This is a genomic window from Methylobacterium sp. 391_Methyba4 (assembly GCF_029691625.1).
Taxonomy (GTDB): domain Bacteria; phylum Pseudomonadota; class Alphaproteobacteria; order Rhizobiales; family Beijerinckiaceae; genus Methylobacterium; species Methylobacterium fujisawaense.
Window position 1 is genome coordinate 831,536 of the sequence record NZ_CP121475.1, and the last position, 24,355, is coordinate 855,890.

General features: G+C 70.6%; 22 protein-coding genes. 12 read left to right on the top strand and 10 right to left on the bottom strand.

The annotated features are described in order from the left end of the window. Positions 1-20: 20 nt before the first annotated feature. From P9K36_RS03980 to P9K36_RS04000, 5 genes are all read right to left on the bottom strand, one after another. Positions 21-227 carry a hypothetical protein gene (locus P9K36_RS03980; RefSeq protein WP_043755620.1) on the bottom strand — a complete coding sequence of 69 codons (207 nt, stop codon included), beginning with the start codon at positions 225-227 and terminating at the stop codon, positions 21-23. An 84-nt stretch (positions 228-311) separates the two neighbouring features. Beyond that, complete coding sequence (locus P9K36_RS03985) at positions 312-1,106, bottom strand: formylmethanofuran dehydrogenase subunit C (protein ID WP_278306582.1); 795 nt, start codon at positions 1,104-1,106, stop codon at positions 312-314. Positions 1,107-1,109: 3 nt separating this feature from the next. After that, positions 1,110-2,057 carry a formylmethanofuran--tetrahydromethanopterin N-formyltransferase gene (gene fhcD / locus P9K36_RS03990; RefSeq protein WP_043357106.1) on the bottom strand — a complete coding sequence of 316 codons (948 nt, stop codon included), beginning with the start codon at positions 2,055-2,057 and terminating at the stop codon, positions 1,110-1,112. A 27-nt stretch (positions 2,058-2,084) separates the two neighbouring features. Beyond that, positions 2,085-3,731 carry a formylmethanofuran dehydrogenase subunit A gene (locus tag P9K36_RS03995; protein ID WP_053608692.1) on the bottom strand — a complete coding sequence of 549 codons (1,647 nt, stop codon included), beginning with the start codon at positions 3,729-3,731 and terminating at the stop codon, positions 2,085-2,087. Further along, entirely contained in the window at positions 3,725-4,795 is a 1,071-nt protein-coding gene (locus P9K36_RS04000; RefSeq protein ID WP_043755625.1) for a formyl transferase, read from the bottom strand. The genes P9K36_RS03995 and P9K36_RS04000 overlap by 7 nt, the downstream gene beginning before the upstream one ends. A gap of 445 nt (positions 4,796-5,240) precedes the next feature. On the opposite strand from P9K36_RS04000, the gene P9K36_RS04005 reads away from it, so the two are divergent. The 8 genes from P9K36_RS04005 (at position 5,241) to P9K36_RS04040 (ending at position 12,677) form a co-directional block, all read left to right on the top strand. After that, the gene (locus P9K36_RS04005; RefSeq protein ID WP_043755628.1) at positions 5,241-6,218 is read left to right on the top strand and encodes a beta-ribofuranosylaminobenzene 5'-phosphate synthase family protein; all 978 of its coding nucleotides are present in this window, start codon (positions 5,241-5,243) and stop codon (positions 6,216-6,218) included. 86 nt (positions 6,219-6,304) lie between these two features. Next, the gene (locus P9K36_RS04010; RefSeq protein WP_043357114.1) at positions 6,305-7,198 is read left to right on the top strand and encodes an NAD(P)-dependent methylenetetrahydromethanopterin dehydrogenase; all 894 of its coding nucleotides are present in this window, start codon (positions 6,305-6,307) and stop codon (positions 7,196-7,198) included. Between the two features lie 21 nt (positions 7,199-7,219). After that, positions 7,220-8,371, top strand: coding sequence for an ATP-grasp domain-containing protein (locus tag P9K36_RS04015; RefSeq protein WP_043755630.1), 1,152 nt, complete (start codon positions 7,220-7,222; stop codon positions 8,369-8,371). After that, positions 8,368-9,342, top strand: a complete 975-nt coding sequence (gene mch, locus P9K36_RS04020; RefSeq protein ID WP_043357116.1) for a methenyltetrahydromethanopterin cyclohydrolase — start codon at positions 8,368-8,370, stop codon at positions 9,340-9,342. The genes P9K36_RS04015 and mch overlap by 4 nt, the downstream gene beginning before the upstream one ends. A 112-nt stretch (positions 9,343-9,454) precedes the next feature. Next, positions 9,455-10,363, top strand: coding sequence for a RimK family alpha-L-glutamate ligase (locus P9K36_RS04025; protein ID WP_043383731.1), 909 nt, complete (start codon positions 9,455-9,457; stop codon positions 10,361-10,363). A gap of 26 nt (positions 10,364-10,389) precedes the next feature. Beyond that, positions 10,390-11,223: a triphosphoribosyl-dephospho-CoA synthase gene (locus tag P9K36_RS04030; protein ID WP_111474227.1), complete on the top strand. Its 834-nt coding sequence runs from the start codon at positions 10,390-10,392 to the stop codon at positions 11,221-11,223. 238 nt (positions 11,224-11,461) lie between these two features. After that, positions 11,462-11,974, top strand: coding sequence for a 5,6,7,8-tetrahydromethanopterin hydro-lyase (fae, locus tag P9K36_RS04035; RefSeq protein WP_043353182.1), 513 nt, complete (start codon positions 11,462-11,464; stop codon positions 11,972-11,974). A gap of 373 nt (positions 11,975-12,347) precedes the next feature. After that, positions 12,348-12,677: a hypothetical protein gene (locus tag P9K36_RS04040; protein WP_236961580.1), complete on the top strand. Its 330-nt coding sequence runs from the start codon at positions 12,348-12,350 to the stop codon at positions 12,675-12,677. Positions 12,678-12,783: 106 nt separating this feature from the next. Here P9K36_RS04040 and groL read toward each other — a convergent pair whose 3' ends face one another. Beyond that, positions 12,784-14,424 carry a chaperonin GroEL gene (gene groL, locus P9K36_RS04045; RefSeq protein ID WP_043755635.1) on the bottom strand — a complete coding sequence of 547 codons (1,641 nt, stop codon included), beginning with the start codon at positions 14,422-14,424 and terminating at the stop codon, positions 12,784-12,786. A gap of 74 nt (positions 14,425-14,498) precedes the next feature. Then, a complete protein-coding gene (gene groES / locus P9K36_RS04050) occupies positions 14,499-14,789 on the bottom strand; it encodes a co-chaperone GroES (protein ID WP_010682002.1) in 291 nt (96 codons plus the stop codon). Between the two features lie 213 nt (positions 14,790-15,002). Here groES and P9K36_RS04055 point away from each other — a divergent pair, with 213 nt between their 5' ends. Both P9K36_RS04055 and P9K36_RS04060 read left to right on the top strand, forming a co-directional pair. Continuing rightward, positions 15,003-15,989 (top strand): CorA family divalent cation transporter, encoded by a 987-nt coding sequence (locus P9K36_RS04055; RefSeq protein ID WP_043351732.1) that lies wholly within the window; start codon positions 15,003-15,005, stop codon positions 15,987-15,989. Between the two features lie 206 nt (positions 15,990-16,195). After that, positions 16,196-17,656 (top strand): PAS domain-containing methyl-accepting chemotaxis protein, encoded by a 1,461-nt coding sequence (locus P9K36_RS04060; RefSeq protein ID WP_043755640.1) that lies wholly within the window; start codon positions 16,196-16,198, stop codon positions 17,654-17,656. A gap of 121 nt (positions 17,657-17,777) precedes the next feature. Here P9K36_RS04060 and pdeM read toward each other — a convergent pair whose 3' ends face one another. The 3 genes from pdeM to P9K36_RS04075 are packed head-to-tail and all read right to left on the bottom strand — an operon-like array spanning position 17,778 to position 22,209. Then, a complete protein-coding gene (pdeM, locus tag P9K36_RS04065) occupies positions 17,778-18,491 on the bottom strand; it encodes a ligase-associated DNA damage response endonuclease PdeM (protein ID WP_043351737.1) in 714 nt (237 codons plus the stop codon). A gap of 41 nt (positions 18,492-18,532) precedes the next feature. Beyond that, positions 18,533-21,256 carry a ligase-associated DNA damage response DEXH box helicase gene (locus tag P9K36_RS04070; protein WP_164706440.1) on the bottom strand — a complete coding sequence of 908 codons (2,724 nt, stop codon included), beginning with the start codon at positions 21,254-21,256 and terminating at the stop codon, positions 18,533-18,535. After that, positions 21,253-22,209, bottom strand: coding sequence for an alpha/beta hydrolase (locus P9K36_RS04075; RefSeq protein ID WP_043383200.1), 957 nt, complete (start codon positions 22,207-22,209; stop codon positions 21,253-21,255). The genes P9K36_RS04070 and P9K36_RS04075 overlap by 4 nt, the downstream gene beginning before the upstream one ends. 287 nt (positions 22,210-22,496) lie before the next feature. Here P9K36_RS04075 and P9K36_RS04080 point away from each other — a divergent pair, with 287 nt between their 5' ends. Both P9K36_RS04080 and P9K36_RS04085 read left to right on the top strand, forming a co-directional pair. Further along, on the top strand, positions 22,497-22,850 hold the full coding sequence (locus P9K36_RS04080) for a DUF6460 domain-containing protein (protein ID WP_043351744.1): 354 nt from the start codon (positions 22,497-22,499) through the stop codon (positions 22,848-22,850). A gap of 130 nt (positions 22,851-22,980) precedes the next feature. Then, positions 22,981-24,339, top strand: a complete 1,359-nt coding sequence (locus P9K36_RS04085) for an MATE family efflux transporter (protein ID WP_193376716.1) — start codon at positions 22,981-22,983, stop codon at positions 24,337-24,339. The last annotated feature ends 16 nt before the right edge of the window (positions 24,340-24,355 follow it).

The window sequence follows — 24,355 nt, forward strand, 5'->3', positions numbered from 1 at the left end:
GCCGCTGAGCCAAGGTGCCGTCACAGCTCCTTCGGCAGGCTGCCCTTGGCGGCGCAGCGCCAGCGTTCCACGTGCCATTCGGGATGCGCGGCCTGCCAGGTCGCCAGCGCACTCTGCGAGTTGCGCAGGCAGACGAACGGGCTCGCTTTCTCGAACGACATCTCGATCCGGTCCTCGCGGCAGGTCGAGGGTTGGGCGACGAGGCAGATCGACAGCAGCAGCAACATGGGCGTGTCCCCGGGTTGCCGGCCTCGATCGGGCCGGCTTGGCGGAGAGCATAGGACGCGTCCACGCCCCTTGCCCAGGCGGCGTCAGGCCGCGACCCAGATCTCGCCCTTGGCGATGGTGGCGAGGTCGCCAGAGTAGCGACGCAGCGGCTTGGCGAGCAGGTCGGCATGCTCGGCGCTGAGGCCGCGCAGCGCCTCCGCCAGGAGCCGGAGGAACACGAGATCGTGCGTCCCCGTCTCCACGAAGGTCGAAGCCATCCGGCCGTGCGCACCCAGGAGAAGCGTTCCGCGGCGCATGCCGAGACCGGGGTGATCGCCCACCGCGAGGGCCGCCAGGGTTCCGGCGATCATGCGCGATCCCGCGAAGGCCCCCGCGCGTCCGGCCACGATCGTCCCGCGCCGCATCCGGTCGCCGAGATGGGCACCCGCCGTGCCGCGAATGATCAGGGTCGCACCGTCGAGCCCGGCCTTGGCGGCATAGACCGCACCGCCGGCGTAATCTCCGGCATCGCCCTCGATGGTGATCGTGCCGCCGGTGGCGCCGGAGGCCGCATAGGGCCCGGCATGGCCGGTGACGGTGACGCGGCCGCCCGCCATGCCGGCGCCGAGGCGCTGGCCGACATCGCCGGTGACCCGGATCGTGCCCGCCGACAGGGAGGCGCCGACCCGGTCGAGACGCTCGTGGCCGCCCTCGAGGGTCAGGGTGTCGGAGCCGTCCAACGAGACGGCGAAGCAGTCGCCGAGGCGCACGCCGGTCCGGGTGGTCCCGACTTCCAGGCGCTCGGCTTCGCCCTGCGACAGGCGGCTCAGAGCCGCGGGGTTGATGTTGAGGAAGTCCAGGCGCTCCGGCGGAGCCGCACGCAGGGTGAGGGTGCTCACGGCTCAGCCCTCCGTCTTGGCGTCGTCGCGCGCGATCAGGTCGCGCAGATGGTAGTGGTGGCGGCCGAGATTGCCGCCGTAATTTCCGGCCGTGACCGCGATCAGCCCGTGCTTGCCGCCGATCTCGGTGGCCGCGTGCAGGCCGGCGCGCATCGAGTCGGACACGCCCTGCGAGGTCAGGGCGTCGATCACGATTTCCAGCACCACGCCGCACTCGGCCGGGAGCGCCGAGCCGGCGCGCCCCTTGAGGGTTGGGCAGTAGGCGTCGTTGGTCGAGGCCATCATGCCCTTGGTCCGGCCGCCGACCTTGGAGCCGGAACGGACGATGCCGCCGGGGAACGGCAGGATCGCGCCCGGTACCGCCTTGGCGGCCTCCACGGCGATCTCGGCGACCTTCAGCGTCTCGGCGTGGTTGCGGCCGAGGAACAGCAGGTTGCCGCCACCGACCGCGCCGTCCACGGCCCGGACCGTGTCCTCGCAGAGGAACTCGCCGTCCATCACCGGGATGCGCCAGTAGCGCCGGGCCTTGCCGGTGGCGTCGGGCAGGCGCTTGGCCACCGCGAAGCCGTCACCGAAATAGCGGATCGCGCCGCCGAGCTTGATCTTGGTCGGCCCGTCGACGCCGGCGTAGCAGGCGGTGCCCGGGCAGGTGAGGATGCACTGGCCGACCCGCTTGATCAGCTGGTCCTTAAGGCCGTTCGGCTCGAAGCCGAACAGCAGGATGCGCACGCCCGGCCGCCCGTCGGGAGTCTCCTCCGGCGACAGCTCGGCGTCGATGCCCGCCTCGGCGCCGCAGCCGATCACCGAGGTGGCGAAGCCCGTCATCGTGGTGGCGGCGATCATCGCCCACTTGGCGGTGTCGTTCGTGACGATGATGGCGGTGCCGGCCACATCGAACGCCTCCGCGAAGGTGTCGATGACCGGGATGCCGTTGAGGGAGAGGTCAGACATCGTTCTTCCCGCGGCTCGCCCCTCTGATCACACCCGGCATGGCACCGCCTCGAAATTGTCCGGACCGTCGCCGAAGGCCGCGTCGGGCACGGCGAAGCTGTCGAGGCCTTCGCCGAACCGCTCCGTCAGGTAGGTGTCGGCGCGCTTCGCCATGGCCTTGTCGGACTCGACCGTCAGCGACAGCGTCCGGCCGGCCCGCCATTCCACCACTTCGCCGTCCTCGACGATCGGCACGCCGTCCTTCAGGACGAGCTTGGCGGCGGTGAACATCGCGGTTCGGTCGGTGTCGTCCCGGTAGACCGCCACGTCCGCCCGGGCACCGGCCCGCAGATGGCCGCGGTCGTCCAGCCCCAGCAGCTTGGCCGGACCCGACCGGGTCAGCTGCGCGATTTCCGAGAGCGTGTACTCGCGCTCCAGGCCCGGAAGGCCGGAGCGCTCGCCCACGATCTTGGGCAGCGTCGCGATCTCGCGGTCACGCTCCGACTTGTCCATCAGCAGGTGGATGATGCGCGGGTACTGGGTGAACGGGCCACCGTTCGGGTGGTCGGTCGTCAGGATCGTCCGCTCCGGGTCGGTGGAGAGCAGCATGATCTCCAGGCCGATCGCCCATTGCAGCGAGCTGGTTGGGCCCCGGGGCCGGTACAGGAACGGCACCACGCCGCCGCCTTCGGCGTCGCCCGCGTTCAGCACCCACTTCTTCGGCTTCGCGCCCTTCCGGCCTGCGAACTGACGGAGGATGTCGAGGGACACCGTCACCGTCTGGCCGAACACCACCTGCCCGATGTCGAGGGTGGCGTTCGGATTGTCGGCGATCGCCTGCGCGATGCGCTCGGCGGCCGAGCGGAAACCGCCGGTGCCGGGATTGGCCGGATCGACCGCGCCGTAGGCGTAGAACTGCGCGTGGGCGAAGTGGATGCGCCGGCCCTCCGCTGCATCCAGGGTCGCCATGAAGCTGTCGTCCGCTCCGGGCAGGCCCAGGTTGTTGCAGTGGACGTGCAGCGGGTGCGGGACGCCGATCTCCTCGACCGCGTCGAGGAGCGAGCCCATGATCTGCCGGGTCGAGAGCCCGTAGCAGGGGATCTCGTCGTCCAGCGACAGGCGCAGCGCCCCGTCCTTGAAGGCGGAGGCGCCGCCCGCGTTGATGCACTTCACCCCGAGGCCGCGGGACTGGGCGACTGACAGGGCGACGAGGTCGCGCACGGCGTTGCCGCCCTGGCGCTCGCGCAGCATCTCCAGAAGCTGGTCGTCGTTGCCCATCACCGTGAGGGCGCCGCGGTCGAGCAGCGGGATGTCGGCGAGCTCGAGCTGCGTGCCCAGGGCGTGGGTCGGCGGCATCGCCGGCTCGACGGCCGTGGTGTAGCCCATCCGCGCGTAGGTCGAGCCGATCCAGGCCGCGGCCCCGCCCGCATGGGCGAAGGGATGGCCGTCGGGGGCCGCCTCGCTGACGTAGAGGTCGGGCAGGAGCAGCCGCGAGGTGATCACGTTGCCGCCGGCGATGTGCGAATGCACCTCGACGCCGCCGGCCATCACCACGCAGCCCGCCGCATCGATCACGGCGTCGGGCTCGCGGCCCGGCGGATCGATGATGCGGCCATCCTCGATCCAGACGTCACCGACAGAATCGCGGGACGCGGTCGGATCGACGACGCGCCCGCCCCGGATCACGCTCAGCATGCGGAATCACTCCTCGACGCGGCCTGCACCGTGGCCAGACGCTCCTTGAGGGCGGCCAGCACCGACGCGGCCGACGGCAGATCCGACGGCGCAGTGGCCGGCCAGAAGGTCAGGGCGGCGCGCTGCTCGTTCCACAGGACGCCGCCGTGGTCGCGGCCAGGCTGGCCGACAGAGATCACCACCTCGGCAGCCTGCGCCTCGCCTTCCGCGACCAGAGCCACGGACGGCACCGCGGACAGCCAGTCCGGGCGCTCCACCGGGACGGCACCGAGCCAGAGAACGGCGTCGGCCTCGCCGGCAGCGACCTGCCGGGCGGCGTCGAAGCGCCAGGGATCATGCTCGGGGACGCGGCGCCCGAAGCCGCTGCGCGGCGCCTGACCGGTCGTCCAGGCCGAGACCGGCACGACGGCCCGGTCCTGCCCGGCCGCACCGACCGCCAGGGTGAAGCAGCGTGTGGTATCGCTCAGCTCCATGGCGAGGCCCTGGAGCATCTCGACACCGAACTCGCCGAGTTCGGCCGGATCGTAGAGCAGCACGCCGTACTGCGCGGCCGCGAGCCGGGACGCGATCTGCCCCGGCAAGGCGTCACCGGCGAGATGCCCGCGGGCATAGGCCCGCAGCTCGGCCACGGCCTCCGGCAGCCCGCCATCGGCGGGCCAGGCCAGCGCCGCACCGGCGTTCGCACCCACCGCCAGGAGGGCCCTGTCGGATCCGGCGGCGCGCCCACGGGTCGGCTTGGCGTCGATCAGGCGTTTCATGAGCGGCGCCTGCCAGGGGGCGGCACCGACGACGAGAACCGTGTCGGCGCGTCCGACGGCCTCGGCAGGCGTCGTCGTGAGGGCACCGACCCGGCTCAGCGCTCCGAGCTCGGCATAGGTCCCGGCCGCGCCGGCGGTATCGACCGAGGCGCCGATGCGCCCCGCGAGATCATAGGCTGCGCGGATCGCAGCCACGTCGGCGCTGAGGCCGGCGATCACCGGCGCGCGCGCCTTGGCGAGCAGGGATGCGGCCGCCTCGACGGCGGTGCCCGCGTCCGTCGCGCCACCCTTCACCCAGGCTGCCATGCTCCCTCTCGCAACGTTCTTGCTTGGTTTCGGAGCGGGCGACGGCCGTAAGACCGGACGAAGCAGGTGCACCTCAGCATGAGGGTTCCCCACCGAATCGGAATGGCGCATCCGCCCGGCATGTCCGGGCAGCGGCAAACTCGGCGCGCCGTCGCAACCCCTAGGTTTGCATTCATCCGCGCACCGCGGCAAGGGGGGTCCGGCGGCGATCCGCATCGCCAGGTGGTTCGCGAGGTGGATTGCGCGGATGGGCCGGTGCCGCCCCGCGATCCTGCGGACACCTTGTGCGGACAGGCCGAGCGACCGCGGAACCTGAACCGGAACCGAGCGCCGGAATTGCCGTGACGGCGGTGCGATCCAGGCCTGTCCAAGTTGCCTGGCCCCGGGCCCCGTGTGAAAAGCGCGCCGCGCATGCGCCGGGCCTGCGGGATTCGAGGGACGTGTGTTGGGCGAGGTCCCTGAAAGGAACGAGGTGGCAGCGGATGGTGCCGTGCGGGTCGAGGCCCCGGCACGGCTGCATTTCGGATTCCTGGACCTGCACGGCGGTCTCGGCCGCCGGTTCGGCAGCATCGGGCTCGCCATCGATGCGCCGTCCCTCGCCCTGAGCGCCCGTCGGGCAGCGCGGCCTTCCGTGGAGGGACCCGAAGCCGACCGCGTGCGCGGCTATGTCCGTGCCGCCGCCGCCCATCTCGGGCGCGGCGAGGACGTGGCGGTGACGGTTGAGCGGGTCATCCCGGCCCATGCCGGTTTCGGCTCGGGCACGCAGCTCGCCCTCGCGGTGGCGGCAGCCATGGCACGGCTCAGCGGCGAGCCCTTCGCGCCGGATGCCTTCGCGGCAACCCTGGACCGGGGCAACCGGTCCGGCGTCGGCCTGCGCGCCTTCACGGAAGGCGGCCTGATCGTCGATGGCGGCCGCGGTGCGGACGGGGGCCCGCCTCCGGTCATCGCGCGTCTGCCCTATCCCGAGGCCTGGCGGATCGTCCTGATCCTCGATCCGGGCATGGCGGGCGTGCACGGGACGCGCGAGGTCGAGGCGTTCCGCGATCTGCCGCGCTTTCCCGAGGCCCAGGCGGCGGAGATCTGCCGGATCGCGCTGATGCAGGTCCTGCCCGCGGTCGCCCTGGCCGAGCCCCAGGGCTTCGGTGCCGGGATCACCCGAATCCAGACGCTGATCGGCGACCATTTCGCGCCCCATCAGGGGGGCCGCTACGCCAGCGCCGCGGTGGCGGAGGCGCTGGCGAGCATCGCCGCGCAGGGCGTGTCGGGCTACGGGCAGTCCTCCTGGGGGCCAACGGGCTTCGCCCTGATGGCGTCCGAGGCCGAGGCCCGCGCCCTGGTGGCCGGCCTCGACCGCGGCGGTCCACTCCGGTTCGTCATCGCCCGGGGCCGCAACAGTGGCGCTTCGGTAACCGGTCCGGCGTGAGCCGCCCACCCCGGGCTTGACCCGGGGCACCGCTCCGGGTTTGGACGGTGGACAGGCGCATCTGTCGCGCGCCGCATGAGGATTCCATGGCCCGCTCGATCCTCCACATGCTGACGCCGCTCCGGCACATGAGCCCGTTCGACGTGAACATGGCCGTGGATGCCGGGTTCGAGACGGTGGTGACCTACACCGAGGTCAGCCTCGCCGACGTGGTCTCGCTGACCCAGGATTCGATCTTCTCGCGGTCGCCGGCCGACGGGACGCGAACGGGCATCTTCATCGGCGGCAAGAACGCCGAGGACGCCCTCGACATGGTCGACCGCGCCAAGAAGGCCTTCGTGCCGCCCTTCGTGAACCACGTCTTCGCAGATCCGGCCGGCTCGTTCACCACCGGCGCGGCCATGGTGGCCCAGGTCTCCCGCGCCCTGCGGCAGAAGTTCAACACTGACCTCACGGGTAAGCGCATCGTGATCTTCGGCGGCGCCGGCGTCGTCGCCTACGTGGCCGCGGTGATCGGCGCCCTGCAGGGCGCCACCACCGTTCTGGTCGGGCACGACGGCGAGGAGCGGGTCTCGAAGATCGCCTTCACGATGAAGTGGCGCTTCGGCATCGAGGTCGGCGCTGTCGACGGCACGACCCCCGAGGATCGCCGCGCCGCCATCCGCGACGCCGACGTCATCCTCTCCGCCGGGCCGGCGGGCATCCCGATCCTCACCGCGGAGGACCTGAAGTCGGCGCCGAAGCTGCTCGTCGCCTCGGACGTCAACGCCGTGCCGCCTGCCGGCATCGCGGGGATCGACGTGAACGCGGTCGACGTCGCCCTGCCCACCGGCAAGGGCGTCGGCATCGGCGCGCTGGCAGTCGGCAACGTGAAGTACCAGACGCAGCGGCGCCTGTTCGACCGGATGCTCGCCTCCGACACGCCGCTCTGCCTCGATTTCCGCGACGCCTACGCGCTCGCGGTGGAGATCGCCGGCTAGTCCGATACGAGCCGGCCCCGGATGGCGGATGCGGTCCTGATCGCCGCCCAGGCCGGGCGCGCCCTGGCCGAGGCGGCGCGGCGTGCCGGGCTTCGTCCTTACGTAGCCGATCTGTTCGGGGACGCGGATACGCTCGCCGCCGCCGAGGCCTACCGGCCGCTGCCCGGCCGCTTCGGAACCGCGCCGGCCGCGGACGCGACGGTGGCCGCGCTCGATCATCTGGCCGGAGCCGCCGGCCGGCCGATCGGGCTCATTCTGGGCAGTGGCTTCGAGGACGCGCCGGACTTGATCGGGCGCCTCGCCGCGCGGCACCGGCTGATCGGCGCGTCGGCCGAGACCGTCGCGACCCTCAAGGCGCCCCTGGCCTTCGCGGCCCTCTGCACACGCCTCGGCGTGCCGCATCCCGCGGTGGCAACCGACCCGCCGCCGGATCCGCGGGCGTGGCTGCTCAAGCGCGCGGGCGGCAGCGGCGGCAACCACATCCGGGCTGCGACCCGGTCGCCGGCACCGCAGGGCCACTACTTCCAGCAACGCGTACCGGGCCAGCCGCACGCCCTGAACTTCCTCGCCGACGGCCGGACGATCCGCATCCTCGCCGTCACCGAGCAATGGTGCGCGCCGTCGCCGATCCGTCCCTTCCGCTATGCCGGGGCCCTGGCCCGCGGTGCCGGTGAAGCCCCGGCGCTCCCCGTTTCGCTCGTGGACGCCATCGCCGCCGGCACCGAGCGGATCGTCGCCGCGACCGGCTTGCGGGGGCTCGCCAGCGCCGACCTGCTGGTCGAGGGTTCGGCGTGGTGGCTCACCGAGATCAATCCCCGGCCCGGCGCGACGCTGGACATCCTCGACCGGCGCGGGATTCCGCTGCTTCCCGCCCATATCGCGGCCAGCCTCGGCACGATGCCGGACCCCGGGCCGCATCCGGCGGATGCGGCGGCCGCGCAGATCTGTTACGCGGACCGGGAGCTTGCGCCTGTTCCGGACCTCGAGTGGCCGGACTGCGTGCGCGACCGTCCGTGCCCCGGCTCGGTGGTCCGCCGCGACGCGCCGCTCTGCACGGTGCTGGCCGAAGGCGCGGACCGGGCGGAGGTGCTCGCCCTGTTGGAAACGCACACGGCGCGCCTGCGGGCCGTCTGCGCGGCGAAGAAAACTCACCCCGAGGAAGCCCTGTCATGAGTGCCAGCCAATCCTATCCCAGCATCAACGCGCTCGCGGCGCCCCTCGTCGAGCGGCTCGTGGCGGATGCCGCGACGCTGCGGCTCTCCGTGACGCAGGCGGCCGGCGGCGCCCGGATGGTCGATGCCGGCGCGCAGGCGAGGGGGTCGATCGAAGCCGGGCGGCGCATCGCCGAGATCTGCCTCGGCGGCCTCGGCACCGTCACGATCGCGCCGACCGGACCGATCGCCTCCTGGCCCTATTCGGTGACGGTCCACGCCGCCGACCCGGTCCTCGCCTGTCTGGGGAGCCAGTATGCGGGCTGGAGCCTCGCGGACGAGACCGGTGATTCCGGCTTCTTCGCCCTCGGCTCGGGGCCCGGCCGGGCGGTGGCGGCCGTCGAGGACCTGTACCAGGAACTCGGCTTCCGCGACTCCGCCACGAAGACCGCCCTCGTGCTGGAAGCGGCGGGCGGGCCGCCCGAGAGCGTCGTCGCCAAGGTCGCCGAGGCCTCCGGCCTGAAGCCCGAGGACCTGACCTTCATCTTCGCGCCGACCCAGAGCCTCGCCGGCTCCACCCAGGTCGTGGCCCGCGTCCTCGAGGTGGCCCTCCACAAGGCCCACACGGTCGGCTTCGACCTGCACGCCATCGTGGACGGGATCGGCTCGGCGCCGCTGTCGCCCCCGCACCCGGACTTCATCAAGGCGATGGGCCGCACCAACGACGCGATCATTTACGGCGGACGCGTGCAGCTCTTCGTGGATGCCGACGATGCCGATGCCAGGCAGCTCGCCGAACAGCTGCCCTCGACGACGTCGAGCGACCATGGCGCGCCTTTCGCCGACATCTTCGGCCGGGTGAACGGCGACTTCTACAAGATCGACGGCGCCCTGTTCTCGCCGGCCGAGGCGATCGTCACGTCGGTGCGCACCGGCGTCACCTACCGCGGCGGCCGTCTGGAGCCGACGCTGGTCGACGCGTCCTTCGCGTGAAGCACGCCGGGCTCCCTCTCCCCTGCGGGAGAGGGAGCCCCAACCGGATCCGGACGGCGACATCTTCCTGGCCCCCCCGCAGGCGGGTGGCAGCGTGACGATCAGGACCCCCATGCGCATCGGGCTCGCGGCCGATAACGGCACCTGGCACAAGAACCGCCTGCTGGCGGCCCTGCGCGCGAGCGGCGTGGAGCCGGTCCTGTTCTCCCTGGCGGACGTCGCCGTGGTCACGGGCGGCAGCGAGCCCCTGCGCGTGCCGGGCTTCCCGGACGCGCTGCCGGACGGCGTGCTGATGCGGACCATTGCGGGCGGCACCTTCGAGGCGACGACGATGCGGCTCGGGGTGCTGCACGCCCTTGTCGCGTCTGGTGTCACCGTCTGGAACGCCCCGACCGCGATCGAGCGCTCGGTGGACAAGGCCGCCACGTCGCTGCTCATCGACCGGGCCGGGCTCCCGACGCCGGAGACCTGGGTCTTCTCGAAGCGCGAGGCGGCGGCGTCCCTGGTCGCCGCCGAGGCACGGCCGGGTGCGCCCCTGGTGCTGAAGCCGCTGTTCGGGTCACAAGGCGAGGGACTTGCCCTCATCGAGCGCCCGGAAGACCTTCCCGACGAGGAGGCAGTGGCGCGGGTCTACTATCTCCAGCGCTACGTTCCCCGCCGGGACGGATTGTGGCGCGATTACCGGGTGTTCGTCTGCGACGGACGGGCCATCGCCGGCATGATCCGCGAGGGCGACGGCTGGATCACCAACGTCCACCGGGGCGGCCGGCCGCTCCCCTGGGCGATGCCGCGCGCCGCCGCCGAGTTGGCCGAGGCGGCCGCCGCCGCGGTCGGCGTCGATTATTCCGGCGTCGACCTCGTCGAAGACGGGGAGGGCGGGTTCTCGGTCCTGGAGGTCAATTCCATGCCGGCCTGGTCGGGCCTCCAGACCGTGTGCGAGACCGATATCGCCGCCGCGGTGGTGCGCGGCTTCCTCGCCGCGGCCCGCGGCGCCAGCCGTCCCCGGCTCGTGGTGGCATGAGCGGACCCGGCACGAGCGGAACCGGGATGAGCGGCCTCGACGCGGCGCTGATCGGCACGCTCTACCGGGCCGCCTGCCTCGCGGAGCTCGACGCCCTCAAGCCCGGCAATGTCCACGCCTACGCGCCCGGCCATCGCATGGTGCTGGCGGATTTCGTCATCAGCGCCGATGTCTCGGCGCCGGCCCTGGCCCGGGCGGGCGCCGGCGTGGGCATGCGGATCCGCGACGGCGTCGCCGCCACGATGGCGGCGGTGGGCCAGAACACCAATCTCGGCATCCTGCTCCTCTGCGCCCCCCTGGCCGTCGCGGCCGAGCGGGGCCTGACCGTCGCGACGGCGCTCAAGACGCTGAACACCACGGATGCGGACGCCGTCTTCGCGGCCATCCGCCTCGCCAATCCGGGCGGCCTCGGCCAAGCCGAGCACCACGACGTCGCCCACGCGGCGCCCGCCGCCCTGCACGATGCAATGGCGGAGGCCGCCAACCGGGACCGGATCGCCCGCGCCTACGTGACGGACTTCGCGGACGTGCCGGCGATCGGGCTCGCGGCCCTGGCCGAGGCCCGCGCTGGGGGGCTCGACCCCACATGGTGTACGACCGCGATTCATCTCGCCTTTCTCCAGGCGGTCCCCGACAGCCATGTCGCCCGCAAGCACGGCGCCGCGGCGGCCGAACGCATCCGCCGGGAGGCCGAGGCCCTTCGCGCCGGGATCGACCTCGCCGCACGGCCGGTCGACGCGCTGCTGGCCTTCGACGCGTCGTTGAAGGCGCGGGCCATCAATCCTGGCACGAGCGCCGATTTTACGGTCGCGACGCTGTTCTGGGACGCCCTTGCGGCCGCCGGCGCACGGCTGGTCTGACCGGGGCGCACGATCCGGGGATCGCGGCACCGGACAGTTGGAAATTCCTTCGTGTCAGAGCCTTGCGCGGGTTGTGAGCCGCTGGGCCCCGCTGTAGGGTCCGCCGCGCTGTCCGGCCCAACCGGCTCGGCTCATCCGGCTCGGCCGGCATGGTCGGGCGCCGATAACAAGGATGGCTTCCCGGCCGCGGCACCGCCCGGCGCGCGGCTCTATTTCGGAATCCAGGGAGAGACACCGAATGGCGAAGATCACCAAGGTTCAGGTCGGCGAAGCGCTCGTCGGCGAGGGCAACGAGGTCGCCCACATCGATCTCATCATCGGACCGCGCGGCTCGCCCGCCGAGACGGCTTTCTGCAACGGCCTCGTGAACAACAAGCACGGCTTCACCAGCCTGCTCGCGGTCATCGCGCCGAACCTGCCGTGCAAGCCGAACACCCTGATGTTCAACAAGGTCACCATCAACGACGCCCGTCAGGCCGTCCAGATGTTCGGCCCGGCCCAGCACGGCGTTGCCAAGGCCGTGCAGGACGCGGTGGCCGAGGGCATCATCCCGGCGGACGAGGCCGACGACCTGTACATCCTGGTCGGCGTGTTCATCCACTGGGAGGCGGCCGACGACGCCAAGATCCAGAAGTACAACTACGAGGCGACCAAGCTGTCGATCCAGCGCGCCGTCAACGGTGAGCCGAAGGCTTCGACGGTCACCGAGCAGCGCAACTCGGCGCAGCACCCCTTCGCCGCCAACGCTTAGATCGGGGACGGTCCTGGGCAGAGCGAGCCTCCGCCCGCACCGCGGGGCCTGCTCCAGCGACTGGCTTCGATCTTCCTTGGCCGATAGGTAAGCCTTTGAACGGGACGGCGAAAGCCGTCCCGTTTTTCGTTTGTCGCCCGCCACTCGAAACGCCGCGAGACGGGGCTTCGGGCGCCGGCGCGCTGGACGCGTCATGGTCGGCGCGCGCGACCGCGGACGCGCGGACTGAGCCCGAGACGTCGACCTCCCCTCGACCGCTGTGCGCCGTCGCGGCAGGGTAAGGCGCGGTCGCACCGGTGACGCGGCGGCGCCGCCGACGTCGCGGCTCCGCCGTTGATGTGGAAGAACTCCATCGCGGCGCGCGGATACTCTGTTGTCGCGGCCGCGCCAATCAGAGCCGCAAGGTCAGGTCATGCCAACAGCCGCCGAAGAATCCGGAGCCCTGCGCGATGATTGGATGCACGGCGGCCATCTGGTCCTCGCCGCGGATCCCGATCCGTCGGATCACGCGGCGATCCATGCCTGGATCCTCGACGTCATCGAGGGCGGCGGCGGAGACCCCGATCACGACGGTATCCGCGACCTGATCTACCACAGCCTGAACTTCGACATCCCTTTCCAGGCGACCGAGCGTGTCCGGCAATCCTTGATCGCCACTGTGCGAGCCCGCCTTCAGGCCCCGGCGTCGCGTCAAGGCCGCTGAGCCCGACCAGACTCCGCCGCGCGCGCCGAGCAGCCACGGCAGCGCCAAAAGAAAAGGGGCCGCCTCTCGGCGACCCCCTTCCTCCGTCATGCGCGGTGGCGTGGACTTAGAAGTCCATGCCGCCCATGCCGCCGCCCGGCATCGCCGGAGCAGGGCTGTCCTTCTTCGGGGCGTCGGCGACCATCGCCTCGGTGGTCACCAGCAGGCCGGCGACCGAGGCCGCGTCCTGCAGGGCGGTGCGCACCACCTTGGCCGGGTCGACGATGCCGGCCTGGATCATGTCGACGTACTCTTCGGTCTGGGCGTTGAAGCCGTAGGTCTCGGAGTCCGCCTTGTCGGTGATCTTGCCGACCACGATCGAGCCCTCGACGCCCGCGTTCTGGGCGATCTGGCGGATCGGGGCCTCGAGAGCCTTGAGGACGATCTTGATGCCGGCCTGGACGTCCGGAATGTCGGACTTCAGGGCAGCGACCGCCTTCTTGGCGCGCAGGAGCGCGGTGCCGCCGCCGGGGACGATGCCTTCCTCGACCGCCGCGCGGGTGGCGTTGAGGGCGTCGTCGACGCGGTCCTTCTTCTCCTTGACCTCGACCTCGGTCGCGCCGCCGACGCGGATCACCGCGACGCCGCCCGCGAGCTTGGCCAGACGCTCTTGGAGCTTCTCGCGGTCGTAGTCCGAGGTGGTCTCCTCGATCTGCGCCTTGATCTGGCTGATCCGGCCCTCGATGTCGGCCTTCTCGCCGACGCCGTCGATGATCGTGGTGTTCTCCTTCTCGATCCGCACGCGCTTGGCGCGGCCGAGCATCGGGAGCGTCACGTTCTCGAGCTTGATGCCGAGGTCCTCGGCGATCATCTGGCCCTTGGTCAGGATCGCGATGTCCTCGAGCATCGCCTTGCGGCGGTCACCGAAGCCCGGCGCCTTCACGGCCGCGACCTTCAGGCCGCCGCGGAGCTTGTTGACGACGAGCGTGGCGAGCGCCTCACCCTCGATGTCCTCGGCGATGATCAGGAGCGGCTTGCCGGTCTGGACCACGGCCTCGAGCACCGGCAGCATCGCCTGGAGCGAGGAGAGCTTCTTCTCGTGGATGAGGATGTAGGGATCCTCGAGCTCGGCGACCATCTTCTCCGCATTCGTGATGAAGTACGGGGACAGGTAGCCGCGGTCGAACTGCATGCCTTCGACGACGTCGAGCTCGGTCTCGGCGGTCTTGGCCTCCTCGACCGTGATGACGCCCTCGTTGCCCACCTTCTGCATGGCGTGGGCGATCATCTCGCCGATCTCCTTGTCGCCGTTGGCGGAGATCGTGCCGACCTGGGCGACCTCGTCGGAGGTCGAGACCTTCTTGGCGCGGGCGATGATGTCCTTCACCGCAGCCTGGGTGGCGAGGTCGATGCCGCGCTTCAGGTCCATCGGGTTGATGCCGGCGGCGACGTACTTGGCGCCCTCGCGGACGATGGCCTGGGCCAGCACGGTCGCGGTGGTGGTGCCGTCACCCGCGATGTCGTTGGTCTTCGAGGCCACTTCGCGCACCATCTGGGCGCCCATGTTCTCGAAGCGGTCGGCGAGCTCGATCTCCTTGGCGACGGTGACGCCGTCCTTGGTGATGCGCGGGGCGCCGAAGCTCTTCTCGATCACGACGTTGCGGCCCTTCGGGCCGAGCGTCACCTTCACCGCGTCTGCGAGGATGTCGACGCCGCGCAGCATCTTGTCGCGGGCGTCGGCGGAGAAACGAACGTCTTTCGCTGCCATTGTGTGCCTCTTATCTGGTTGGGTTGCGCCCCAAGACTATGGAAAGTCTCAAAGGGCGGTGAGAGGTGATCCGATCAGACGGCGACGACGCCCATGATGTCGGATTCCTTCATGATCAGGAGGTCCTGACCGTCGATCTTGACCTCGGTGCCGGACCACTTGCCGAACAGGACGCGGTCGCCGGCCTTGACGTCGAGCGGGTTGACGCGGCCCTGCTCGTCGCGGGCGCCGGGACCGACGGCGACGATCTCGCCTTCCTGCGGCTTCTCCTTGGCGGTGTCCGGGATGATGATGCCGCCCTTGGTCTTCTCCTCGCTCTCGATGCGACGGACGACCACGCGGTCGTGCAGCGGACGGAACTTCATGAGCTGCCCTCTTGCTTCAGGTCTGGAGTTGGCGTTGATGCGGCCGGCGGGACCGCTCGCGAACTCGACTGTTAGCACTCTGTCTCGGCGAGTGCCAAAGACGGCGGCGAGATAGGCTCGCTGCGGTTCCGAGTCAAGGCTGTCGCACCCCCGCGCGACGGTGCGATGACGCGCCGGCGGCCTTCCTTCTCGCCCCATGGATAATGCGCCGTCATGTTGAGCCTGCACGGACCCGAAGGCCCGGTGGCGTTGCAACCCGGCAGCCCGATCGCGCGCCATACGGTATGGCTCGACCTGAACGACCCGAGCCCGGAGGAAGCCAAAGCGGTCGAGGCGGCGACCGGTCTGCGCGTGCCGTCCCGGGCGGCGCTGTCGGAGGTCGAGACGTCGAGTCGCCTGCGCCGGGTGAAGGGCGGCCTGTCGCTCTCGACGCCGATGATCACCTTCGAGCAGAGCGCGTCGCAGGTGAAGCCGCTGGGCTTCCTGCTGACCAAGGACCACTTCGTCACGATCCGCTTTCACGACCTGCGCGCCTTCGACTCCTCCGCGAAGCGCATCGCGGAGGGCGATGGCAGCACGACCCCGAGCGAGATCTTCCTCGTCGTCCTGGAGGAGCTGGTCGACAGCCTCGCGGACGCCCTGGAGGACATGGGATCGGAACTCGACACGCTCTCGACCCGGATCTTCGACTTCGACGTCCGCGGTGCCGAGCGGCGGCGCCTGGAGAGCCCGCCGCCCCGGCGCCGCGACCTCGCCCTGCGCCGGATTCTGCGGGGCATCAGCAACCGCGGAAAGGTCCTGGGGAAGATCCGCGCCAGTCTGCTCGGGCTCGAACGGATCGTGCCGTTCGTCGCCGCAGCCTGCGACGGCATCGGCCTGCCGGAGGACGCGCGCTTCGAGACGATCAAGCGGGACATCGAATCCCTCGACGAGTTCGAGACGCGCCTCGCTGAGAACGTGCAGTTCCTGCTCGACGCGGCCCTCGGCCTCATCACCATCGAGCAGAACAACGTCTTCCGGGTGCTCACCGTCGTCTCGGTGGTCGGCGTCCCGCCAACCTTGATCGCGTCGATCTACGGCATGAACTTCAAGCACATGCCGGAGCTGGACTGGACTCTCGGCTATCCCTACGCGCTCGGCCTGATCCTTTTCAGCGCCATAGCGCCTATAGTATACTTTCGAATGCGCGGTTGGTTCTGATATTCAGACCGTTTTAACAGCACAAAAAGCGTCTCGCCAAGTGTTAGTGGCGCGGAAACCATCTACCCCGACCTCGAAGGCACTCCGTCATCGCGATCAAAAGTCTTCGATTGCCTGCCGCCAAACGGAGACCAGCATAACGCAGCAAGAAAGAGTTCATTAACGCTGCGATGCGATACCCGCGGGCGAGGAATGCGAGTGTCGAAATGTTCAACCGTACGACTTTCAACGAAGCCCAGGCCAAGATCGATGCCCTGGATCGTTCGCTCGCGATCATCGAGTTTTCGATGGACGGAAACGTCGTCCATGCGAACAAGAATTTCTTGAAGCTGATGAAGTATGATCTGCCGGATATTCAGAACCGGCACCACCGTCTCTTCGTGGATAGGGCTTATGCCGAGACCGCGGAGTATACGGAATTCTGGGACAAGCTGAAGGTCGGCCAGTACGTCACCGGCGAGTTCCTCCGCCTGGACAAGGACGGCAACTCGGTCTGGCTGGAGGCGACATACAATCCCGTCCTCGACGCCCGTGGCCGGCCCGTGAAGGTGGTCAAGTTCGCCTCGGACATCTCCGCCAAGAAGAAGGAGATCAACCGGCTCCTGACCATGATCGACAACGTTCCGGTGGCCGTCATGACGGCCGACCTCAAGAACGATTTCAAGATCGACTATATGAACGCCACCTCGCGCCGGACCCTCGGGACGATCGACCAGCATCTGCCGGTGAAAGTCGACGAGATGCTCGGCCGGTCGTTCGACATCTTCCACAAGAATCCGAGCCACCAGCGCACCATGCTGGCGGATGCGAGCCGGCTGCCGCACTCCACCAAGATCAAGGTCGGACCCGAGACCCTGAACCTGCGCGTCACGGCCGTGAACGACGAGAAGGGTCAGTATCTCGGGCCGATGCTGACCTGGGCCGTGGTCACCGCGCAGGTGAACATGGAGACCGATGTCAAGCGGGTGGTCGAGGCGGTGGGCTCGGCCATCCAGGAGATGCAGAACTCGGCCGAAGGGCTGATGCAGTCCGCCGAATCCGCACGGCACAAGGCCTCGTCGGTCGCGGCGAACTCCGAGCAGATGAACGGCGCGATCCAGGAGATTTCCGGTCAGGTCGGGCGCGTCTCGGAGCGCGCGCAGCAGATCGCCGCGCAGGCCGGGACCACGGACGCGACCATGCGCCAGCTCGCCGAGAATGCCCGCAAGGTCGACGCGGTGGTCAGCATGATCAAGTCGATCGCCGACCAGACCAATCTCCTGGCGCTGAATGCGACCATCGAGGCGGCGCGGGCGGGGGCCGCCGGCCGCGGCTTCGCGGTGGTGGCCTCCGAGGTCAAGGCGCTCGCAGAGCAGACCGCCAAGGCGACTGGCGAGATCACACAGCAGGTCTCGGCGATCCAGAGCGCCACCGGCGAGGCGGTGGGAGCGATCGAGATGATTACCGCGGCGGTGGGCGAGTTGTCCAAGCTGACCCTGGCGATGGCGAGCGCCGTCGAGGAGCAGGCGGTCTCCACCCACGAGATGGCGGGCAATATCGGCGGTGTTTCCGAGGCCGCCAATGCTACCGGTCAGCTCGCCCGGGCCGTCCAGGATGTCGCCGAGAGCCTCGCGGGCCACTCGGCAAGCCTGTCGGACAGCGTGACCCGGTTCATGAAGACGGCCTGAGGCCGGATCAGACCGGGCGCCTCGCCGCGGCGCCGTCCTGGCGAACGGAGCGAGGCGATCCCGTCGGCGCGGCGCATCGAAACGACGCGCCGCGCGAATTTGCGCGGGATGACGGGCGCGCTCAGTCCCGGGCGAGCTGCGCCCGGCCGATGGCGAAGACCCGACCGTCGCCGAGGAGGTGGGCGGTGAATCCCTTCGGGAACAAGCCCTCGATGGCCTTGTCGCGCACGTTCAGCCCGCCCGCATAGGCGCCGAAGGCCGGCATTACCAGCCGCGTGCCATCCGTGACGAAGCAGCGGCGGCGGACGGCCCGCCCCCGCATCGCCACCTTCCCGCAGGGATGGAGATGGCCGGCGATCTCGCCGGGAACGGGCTCCGGGCTCGGCTCGTGGCGCAGGACGAGGCCGCCGAGGGTCAGCGCGTCGGCGTAGCGCCCGCCGACGCCTTCGTTCACGGCCGCATCGTGGTTGCCGGCGATCCAGACCCAGTCCCGGCCCTCCTGCAGCGCCGCCACCAGGGCGCGGTCGCCCGGCTCCATGCGCTCGGGCCCGCGGGCATCGTGGAAGGAGTCGCCCAGGGCGACCACGCGGGCGGGCTCGTGACGCGCCACCGCCTCGTGGAGGCAGGCGAGCGTCTCACGGGTGTCGTAGGGCGGCAGGAACTGGCCGGATCGGGCCGCGTAGGACGAGCCCTTCTCCAGGTGGAGGTCGGACACGATCAGCGTCCGGTGCTCCGGCAGCCAGAGGCCGCCGCAGAGATCGAGCACCAGGGTCTCGCCCGCGAGCATCAGGGTGGGGTGCTTGTGAGTCTTCTCGAGTCTCAGGCCGGCCGCCAAGATCGCATCCTCGGTGTCGTCGGGGGAGGGCGGATCGACGGTCAGGACAGAGCCTCTTGGAGAAGCTCCGCCTCGGCCTCGGCCAGGATCTCGTCGGCGCCCTCGCCGTAGACCCGCTCGCGCCCGATCTCGAGCATCACGGATACGGAGAGCGGCGAGACCCGGTCGAGAGACCTGTGGATGATTCGCCCCTGGATGCGCTCTAGCATCATGCCGAGGCGCCTCACGTCGAGGAGTCCGGTTGCCGCATCCTGCCGCGCAGCCCGCAGCAGGAGGTGGTCGGGCTGGTGCTTGCGCAGCACGTCGTAGATCAGATCGGTCGAGATCGTGACCTGCCGGCCGGATTTCTTCTGCCCCGGATGGTGGCGCTCGATCAGCCCGGCGATGACGGCGCATTGCCGGAAGGTGCGCTTCATCATGGCCGATTCGTCGAGCCACGCCTCCAGATCGTCGCCGAGCATGTCGACCGCGAAGAGGTCGCCGATGAAGTCGGGATCGCGGGCGGCGCGTTCGGAAACGTCGCGGGTCGTCCAGATCGCGATGCCGTAATCGTTGGCCGCGAAGCCCAGCGGCCGCAGGCCGTCGCGCTCCAGCCGGCGGGTAAGCAGCATGCCGAGCGTCTGGTGCGCGAGGCGGCCCTCGAATGGGAAGGCGGTCAGATAGTAGCGCTTGCCCCGCGGGAACGTCTCTACGAGCAGATCGCGCTCACCCGGCAGGACCGAGCGGCGGCGCTGCTGGACCAGATACTCGCCGATCTGCTTGGGCAGGCGATCCCACGCGAACGGGTCGGCGATGAGTGCCCGGACCCGGGCGGCGAGGAAGGTCGAGAGCGGGAATTTCGCGCCCGCGTAGGACGGGATCGCCGGGTCGGTGCCGGGCGGTGCGCGGGTCACGAGGCACTCGTCCTCGGCGAGGCCCTCGAAGCGGAGGGTCTCGCCCGCGAACAGGAAGGTGTCGCCGACGGTCAGCGTCTCGGCGAACTCATCCTCGATCTCGCCGAGCACCCGGCCGGATTTCGGCAGGACCGTGCCGGGCTTGCCGCGCAGGGTCCGGCCCAGACGAACCCTGACCCGCGCCGCCTCCACGATGGTGCCGACATTCATCCGGTAGGCCTGCGCGGTGCGGGCGTCGCGCACGCGCCAGAGCCCGTCCGGGCCGCGCAGGATCTTGGCGAAGCGTTCGTAGGCGCGCAGCGCGTAGCCCCCGGTGGCGACGTAATCGACCACCTGCTCGAAAGCTTCCCAGGTGAGCCCGGCATAAGGCACCGCCGAGACGATCTCGTCGTAGAGATCGACCGGGTCGAAGGCGTCGGCGCAGGCCATGCCGAGCACGTGCTGGGCGAGGACGTCGAGGGCGCCCTGGCGGGCATCGGGGGTGTCCTGCGCGGCTTCCTCGACGGCGTCGAGCGCCGCCTGGCACTCCAGCATCTCGAAGCGGTTGCCCGGGACGAGATAGGCCTTCGAGGGCTCGTCCATGCGATGGTTGGCCCGGCCGATCCGCTGCATGATCCGGCTCGCACCCTTCGGCGCACCGACATTGACCACGAGATCGACGTCGCCCCAGTCGATGCCGAGATCGAGGGTCGCGGTGCAGACGATCGCCCGCAGCTGACCCGCCGCCATGGCGGCCTCGACCCGGCGGCGCTGCTGCGCGTCCAGCGAGCCGTGGTGGATCGCGATCGGCAGCGCGTCCTCGTTGAGCCGCCACAGCTCCTGGAAGGTGTACTCCGCCTGGAGCCGGGTGTTCACGAAGACCAGCGTGGTCCGGTGCTCCTTGATGAGCTCGTAGATGGCCGGCATCGAGTGCCACGCGGTGTGGCCGGAGATCGGCAGCGCCCGGCCGAGATCGAGCATGCGCAGATCCGCCTTCGCGCCGCCCGCCACCGTGACGAGATCGGCCATGGGGGGCGCGACCTGCCCCCTCTCCCGAGCGGGAGAGGGCTGGGGTGAGGGACGAGGAGTCTCGGGATCAGGCACGTCGGCGCCGGGCGTCGCGGTCGAGCCAGGTTCTGTGAGTTCTCGTTCTTCACCCTCTCCCGCTCGGGAGAGGGGACCCACGCCCGGTCCCACAACCGTGTCGGCCGTTTCGTCGTGCAAAGTGGGAGGCGCACCCGCAGACGGGGGGAAGGGAAGCGGCCCCTGCGGCACCAGATATTTCCGCAGCTCATCCGGCTCGCGCACCGTCGCGGACAGCCCGATCGCCGCGAGCCCCGGGCTCAGGCGATGCAGACGCGCCAGCGCCAGCGACAGCAGGTCGCCGCGCTTGGACGTCACCAGCGCGTGCAACTCGTCCAGCACCACGCACCGCAATCCGGAGAAAAACTCGGCCGCCTCGCGGTGGGCGATCAGCAGCGCCAGCTGCTCGGGCGTGGTCAGCAGGATGTCGGGCGGACGGCTGATCTGACGGGTGCGCTTGTGCGCAGGGGTATCGCCGGTGCGGGTCTCGACGCGCACCGGCAACCCCATCTCGGCGATCGGCGCGTCGAGGTTTCGGGCGATGTCCACCGCCAGCGCCTTGAGCGGCGAGACGTAGAGGGTGTGGAGCCCCGCCGGCTTCAGCTTCTGCGTCCCGCGCTCAGCGAGGGCGACGAGGCTGGGCAGGAAGCCGGCCAGCGTCTTGCCGGCCCCGGTCGGCGCCACGAGGAGGGCCGACCGGCCGGCGCCGGCGATCCGCAGGAGATCGAGCTGGTGCGGCCTGGGCGCCCAGCCGCGGGCCGCGAACCAGGCCTGGAACCGCTCCGGAAGGACCTCGGACAGGTCGCTCAGGCGAGCGCCATCAGGAAACGGTCGATCAGTTCCAGGGCCCTCTCGCTCATCGGGCTCGGATAGCGGGCGAACACGTGACACCCGCCGGGATAGACCGCGGTGTGGCCGCCATTGCCGGCCGCCGCCCAGCGCGCCGACATGTACAGCGTGTCGTCGAGGAGGGGATCGGCAGTGCCGATGGTGAACAGGGCCGGCGGCAGCCCCTTCAAGTCGGCATAGATCGGCGACACGTCCGGCCGACGCCGGTCGATGCCCTCGCGGACATAGCCGTCGGCGAACTTGGTCAGGTCGCGGGTGTTCACGACGAGCCGCTCCTCGCCCCAGTTCCGGACCGATGGGGTGAGGCCGAGGTCGAAGAAGCCGGCATTCAGGTTGGCGCCCCGGAAGGCCCGCGGCAGGTTGTGCTTGTCGCGCAGCCGCAGCAGCACCATCACGGCGAGGTGCGCGCCCACCGACTCGCCCCCGATCGTCAGGGCGTGAATGCCGAACTCGACCTTGCCGGGGCCGGCCAGCCAGAGGGCCGCGGCCTCGCAATCGTGCAGCGCCGCCGGATAGGGATGCTCCGGGGCGAGCCGGTACTCCACCGAGAGGGCGACGAAGCCGCAGGTGTCGGCGATCCGCTCCAGCCAGGGATCCTGCTCGTCGGCGGAGCCCCAGACCCAGCCGCCGCGATGGATGTGCAGATAGGCGCCGCGCAGCTTCGTACCGGGCTTGGGCCGGACCACGCGGAGCTTGAGAGGACCACCGGGCCCGTCGATCGTCAGCCACTCCGCCCGGGCGCTGTGCGGCATGGCCGGCGCCGCCTTGGTGCCCAGGCGGCGGCGCTCGCGGACTTCGGCGATCGGCAGCGACCAGGGATCGGGCAGGGCGGCATGCGCCGCCACGATCTCGGCGTTGATCCGGATCGTCTCGGGATCGATCGTCGCCGGGTCGAACAGGGCGTGGTCGATCATCGTGCGTATGGTCCCGTCGGCACTCGAGCCTCTCACAACACTCCCATATCCCGGGAGTTCTCCCTTTGGTCGAGGGGGCGCTGCGACAACCCGGCGTCGTGCCCCACCCCGTCCTGCATCTTGGCCCTGCATCTTGGCGTGCGCGTCGCCGCTTGCCATCTGCACGGCGCAGGAGAAACCCGCCAACGCCCGATCCGCGTTCCGGTTTCGACGCGGTGTGGTGCGCCGGCCACGGTTCCGCCCGCTTCGTCGCCGATCCGAAGGCCCTGAGGCTTCACGAGGACGCAATGCTCGTCGATCACGACCGGCGCCGGCAAGGCTATCAGCAGGGCGCGCCGCCGAACGCCCCCTACGGGGCGGAGACCTACCGGTCGCGACCCTCGGCGCTCCGGCGCTTCCTCGGCGGCTCGCCCGCCGGCGTGTTCCTGCGCCTGCTGTTCCTGTCGGTGCTGGTCGGCGCCTTCATGTCGATGCTCGGCCTCACGCCCGGGCGGCTGTTCTGGCACGTCTATGATTCGGCGCGGGCGCTGATCGATGTCGGGCTCGCCTCGCTCCACGATTTCGGCGGCTGGATCCTCGCCGGGGCGATCGTGGTCGTGCCGCTCTGGCTGATCGCGCGCCTCTTCGCCGTCTCGCGCTGACCGAATCCGAGGCCGACCGGCACGGTCAGGCCCGTCATCCCGGCGCCGCGGAGCGGAGCCTGGGAGCCTGACCCGCCGATGCCCTCGTCCGGCTTTGCACGGACGGCGCAGCTTTCCAGCGTGAGGCCTGATGCACGCCGCCAGTTCCGGCCGCCCGACGAACCGCCGCGTCCTGGCTCTGGCGCTGCCGATGACGGTCGCCAACGTCACGACGCCGATGCTCGGCTTCGTCGGGGCGGCGGTGATCGGCCGGCTCGGCGACGCGGCGCTGCTCGGCGCCATCGCCCTCGGCGCGGTGATCTTCGACGCGATCTTCTGGTCGTTCGGGGCGCTTCGCATGGCGACCGCCGGCCTGACCGCGCAGGCGGTCGGCGGACAAGACGAGCCCGAGGTCGATCGCATCCTGGCCCGGGCGCTGGCGGCGGGCGCCCTGATCGGCCTGGTCCTGGTGGTCCTGCAGGAACCGCTCGCCCAGCTCGCCTTCCGGATCAGCGGGGCGAGCGAGGCCGTGATTGCGGGCCTTGCGACCTATTTCCACATCCGCATCCTGTCCGCGCCCTTCGTGCTGGCGAGCTACGGCGTGCTCGGCTCGGTCCTGGGGCGCGGGCGCACCGATCTGGGCCTGCTGCTGCAGGTCGCGATCAACCTGACCAATGTCGCGCTGACGCTCACCCTGGTCCTGGGCTTCGGCCTCGGGCTCGCCGGGGCGGCGCTGGCGACGCTGGGCGCCGAGGCCCTCGGGCTCGGCCTCGGGCTGGTCCTCCTGGCGCGCCTCGGCGCGCGGCCGTTCCGGGTGCCGCTGCGCGATCTCCGCGACGCCACGGCGCTCCGCCGGACGCTCAGCGTCAACGGCGACGTGATCCTGCGGACGCTCGCCCTGATCACCGGCATCGTGCTGTTCTCGGCGCTGGGCGCCCGGCAGGGCGACGTGGTGCTGGCGGCGAACTCGGTCCTGTGGAATCTCTTCCTGATCGGCGGGTTCTTCCTCGACGGCTTCGCCACGGCGGCCGAGACCCTCTGCGGCCAGGCGGTGGGCGCCCGGGACGCGGACGCATTCGATGCGGCCGCCACCCTGTGCCTGCGCTGGTGCCTCGGCTTCGGGCTCGCGGTCAGCCTGCTGTCGCTGGCGGGCGGCGCGGCCTTCATCGATGCCGTGACGACGAACGGGCCGGTGCGCGAGGCGGCGCGCTCCTACCTCGTCCTCGCGGCCCTGGCGCCGCTCGCCGCCGCTGCGCCCTTCGCGTATGACGGGATCTACATCGGCGCGACCTGGACCCGGGCGATGCGCAACCTGATGGCGTGCGCGCTCGCCGCCTATTGCGCGATCCTCGTGCTGGTCGAGAGCCTGGGCCTCGGCAATACCGGGCTGTGGCTCGCCTTCGTGGGCTTCCTGGGCGCCCGGGGCCTCGGACAGGCGATCGCCTTCCCGGGCCTCGCCCGGGAGACGTTCCGGGAGCCTGCGTCCTCCGCCCGCGAACAGGCGGCCTAGGCGGATTCCGCGTCCG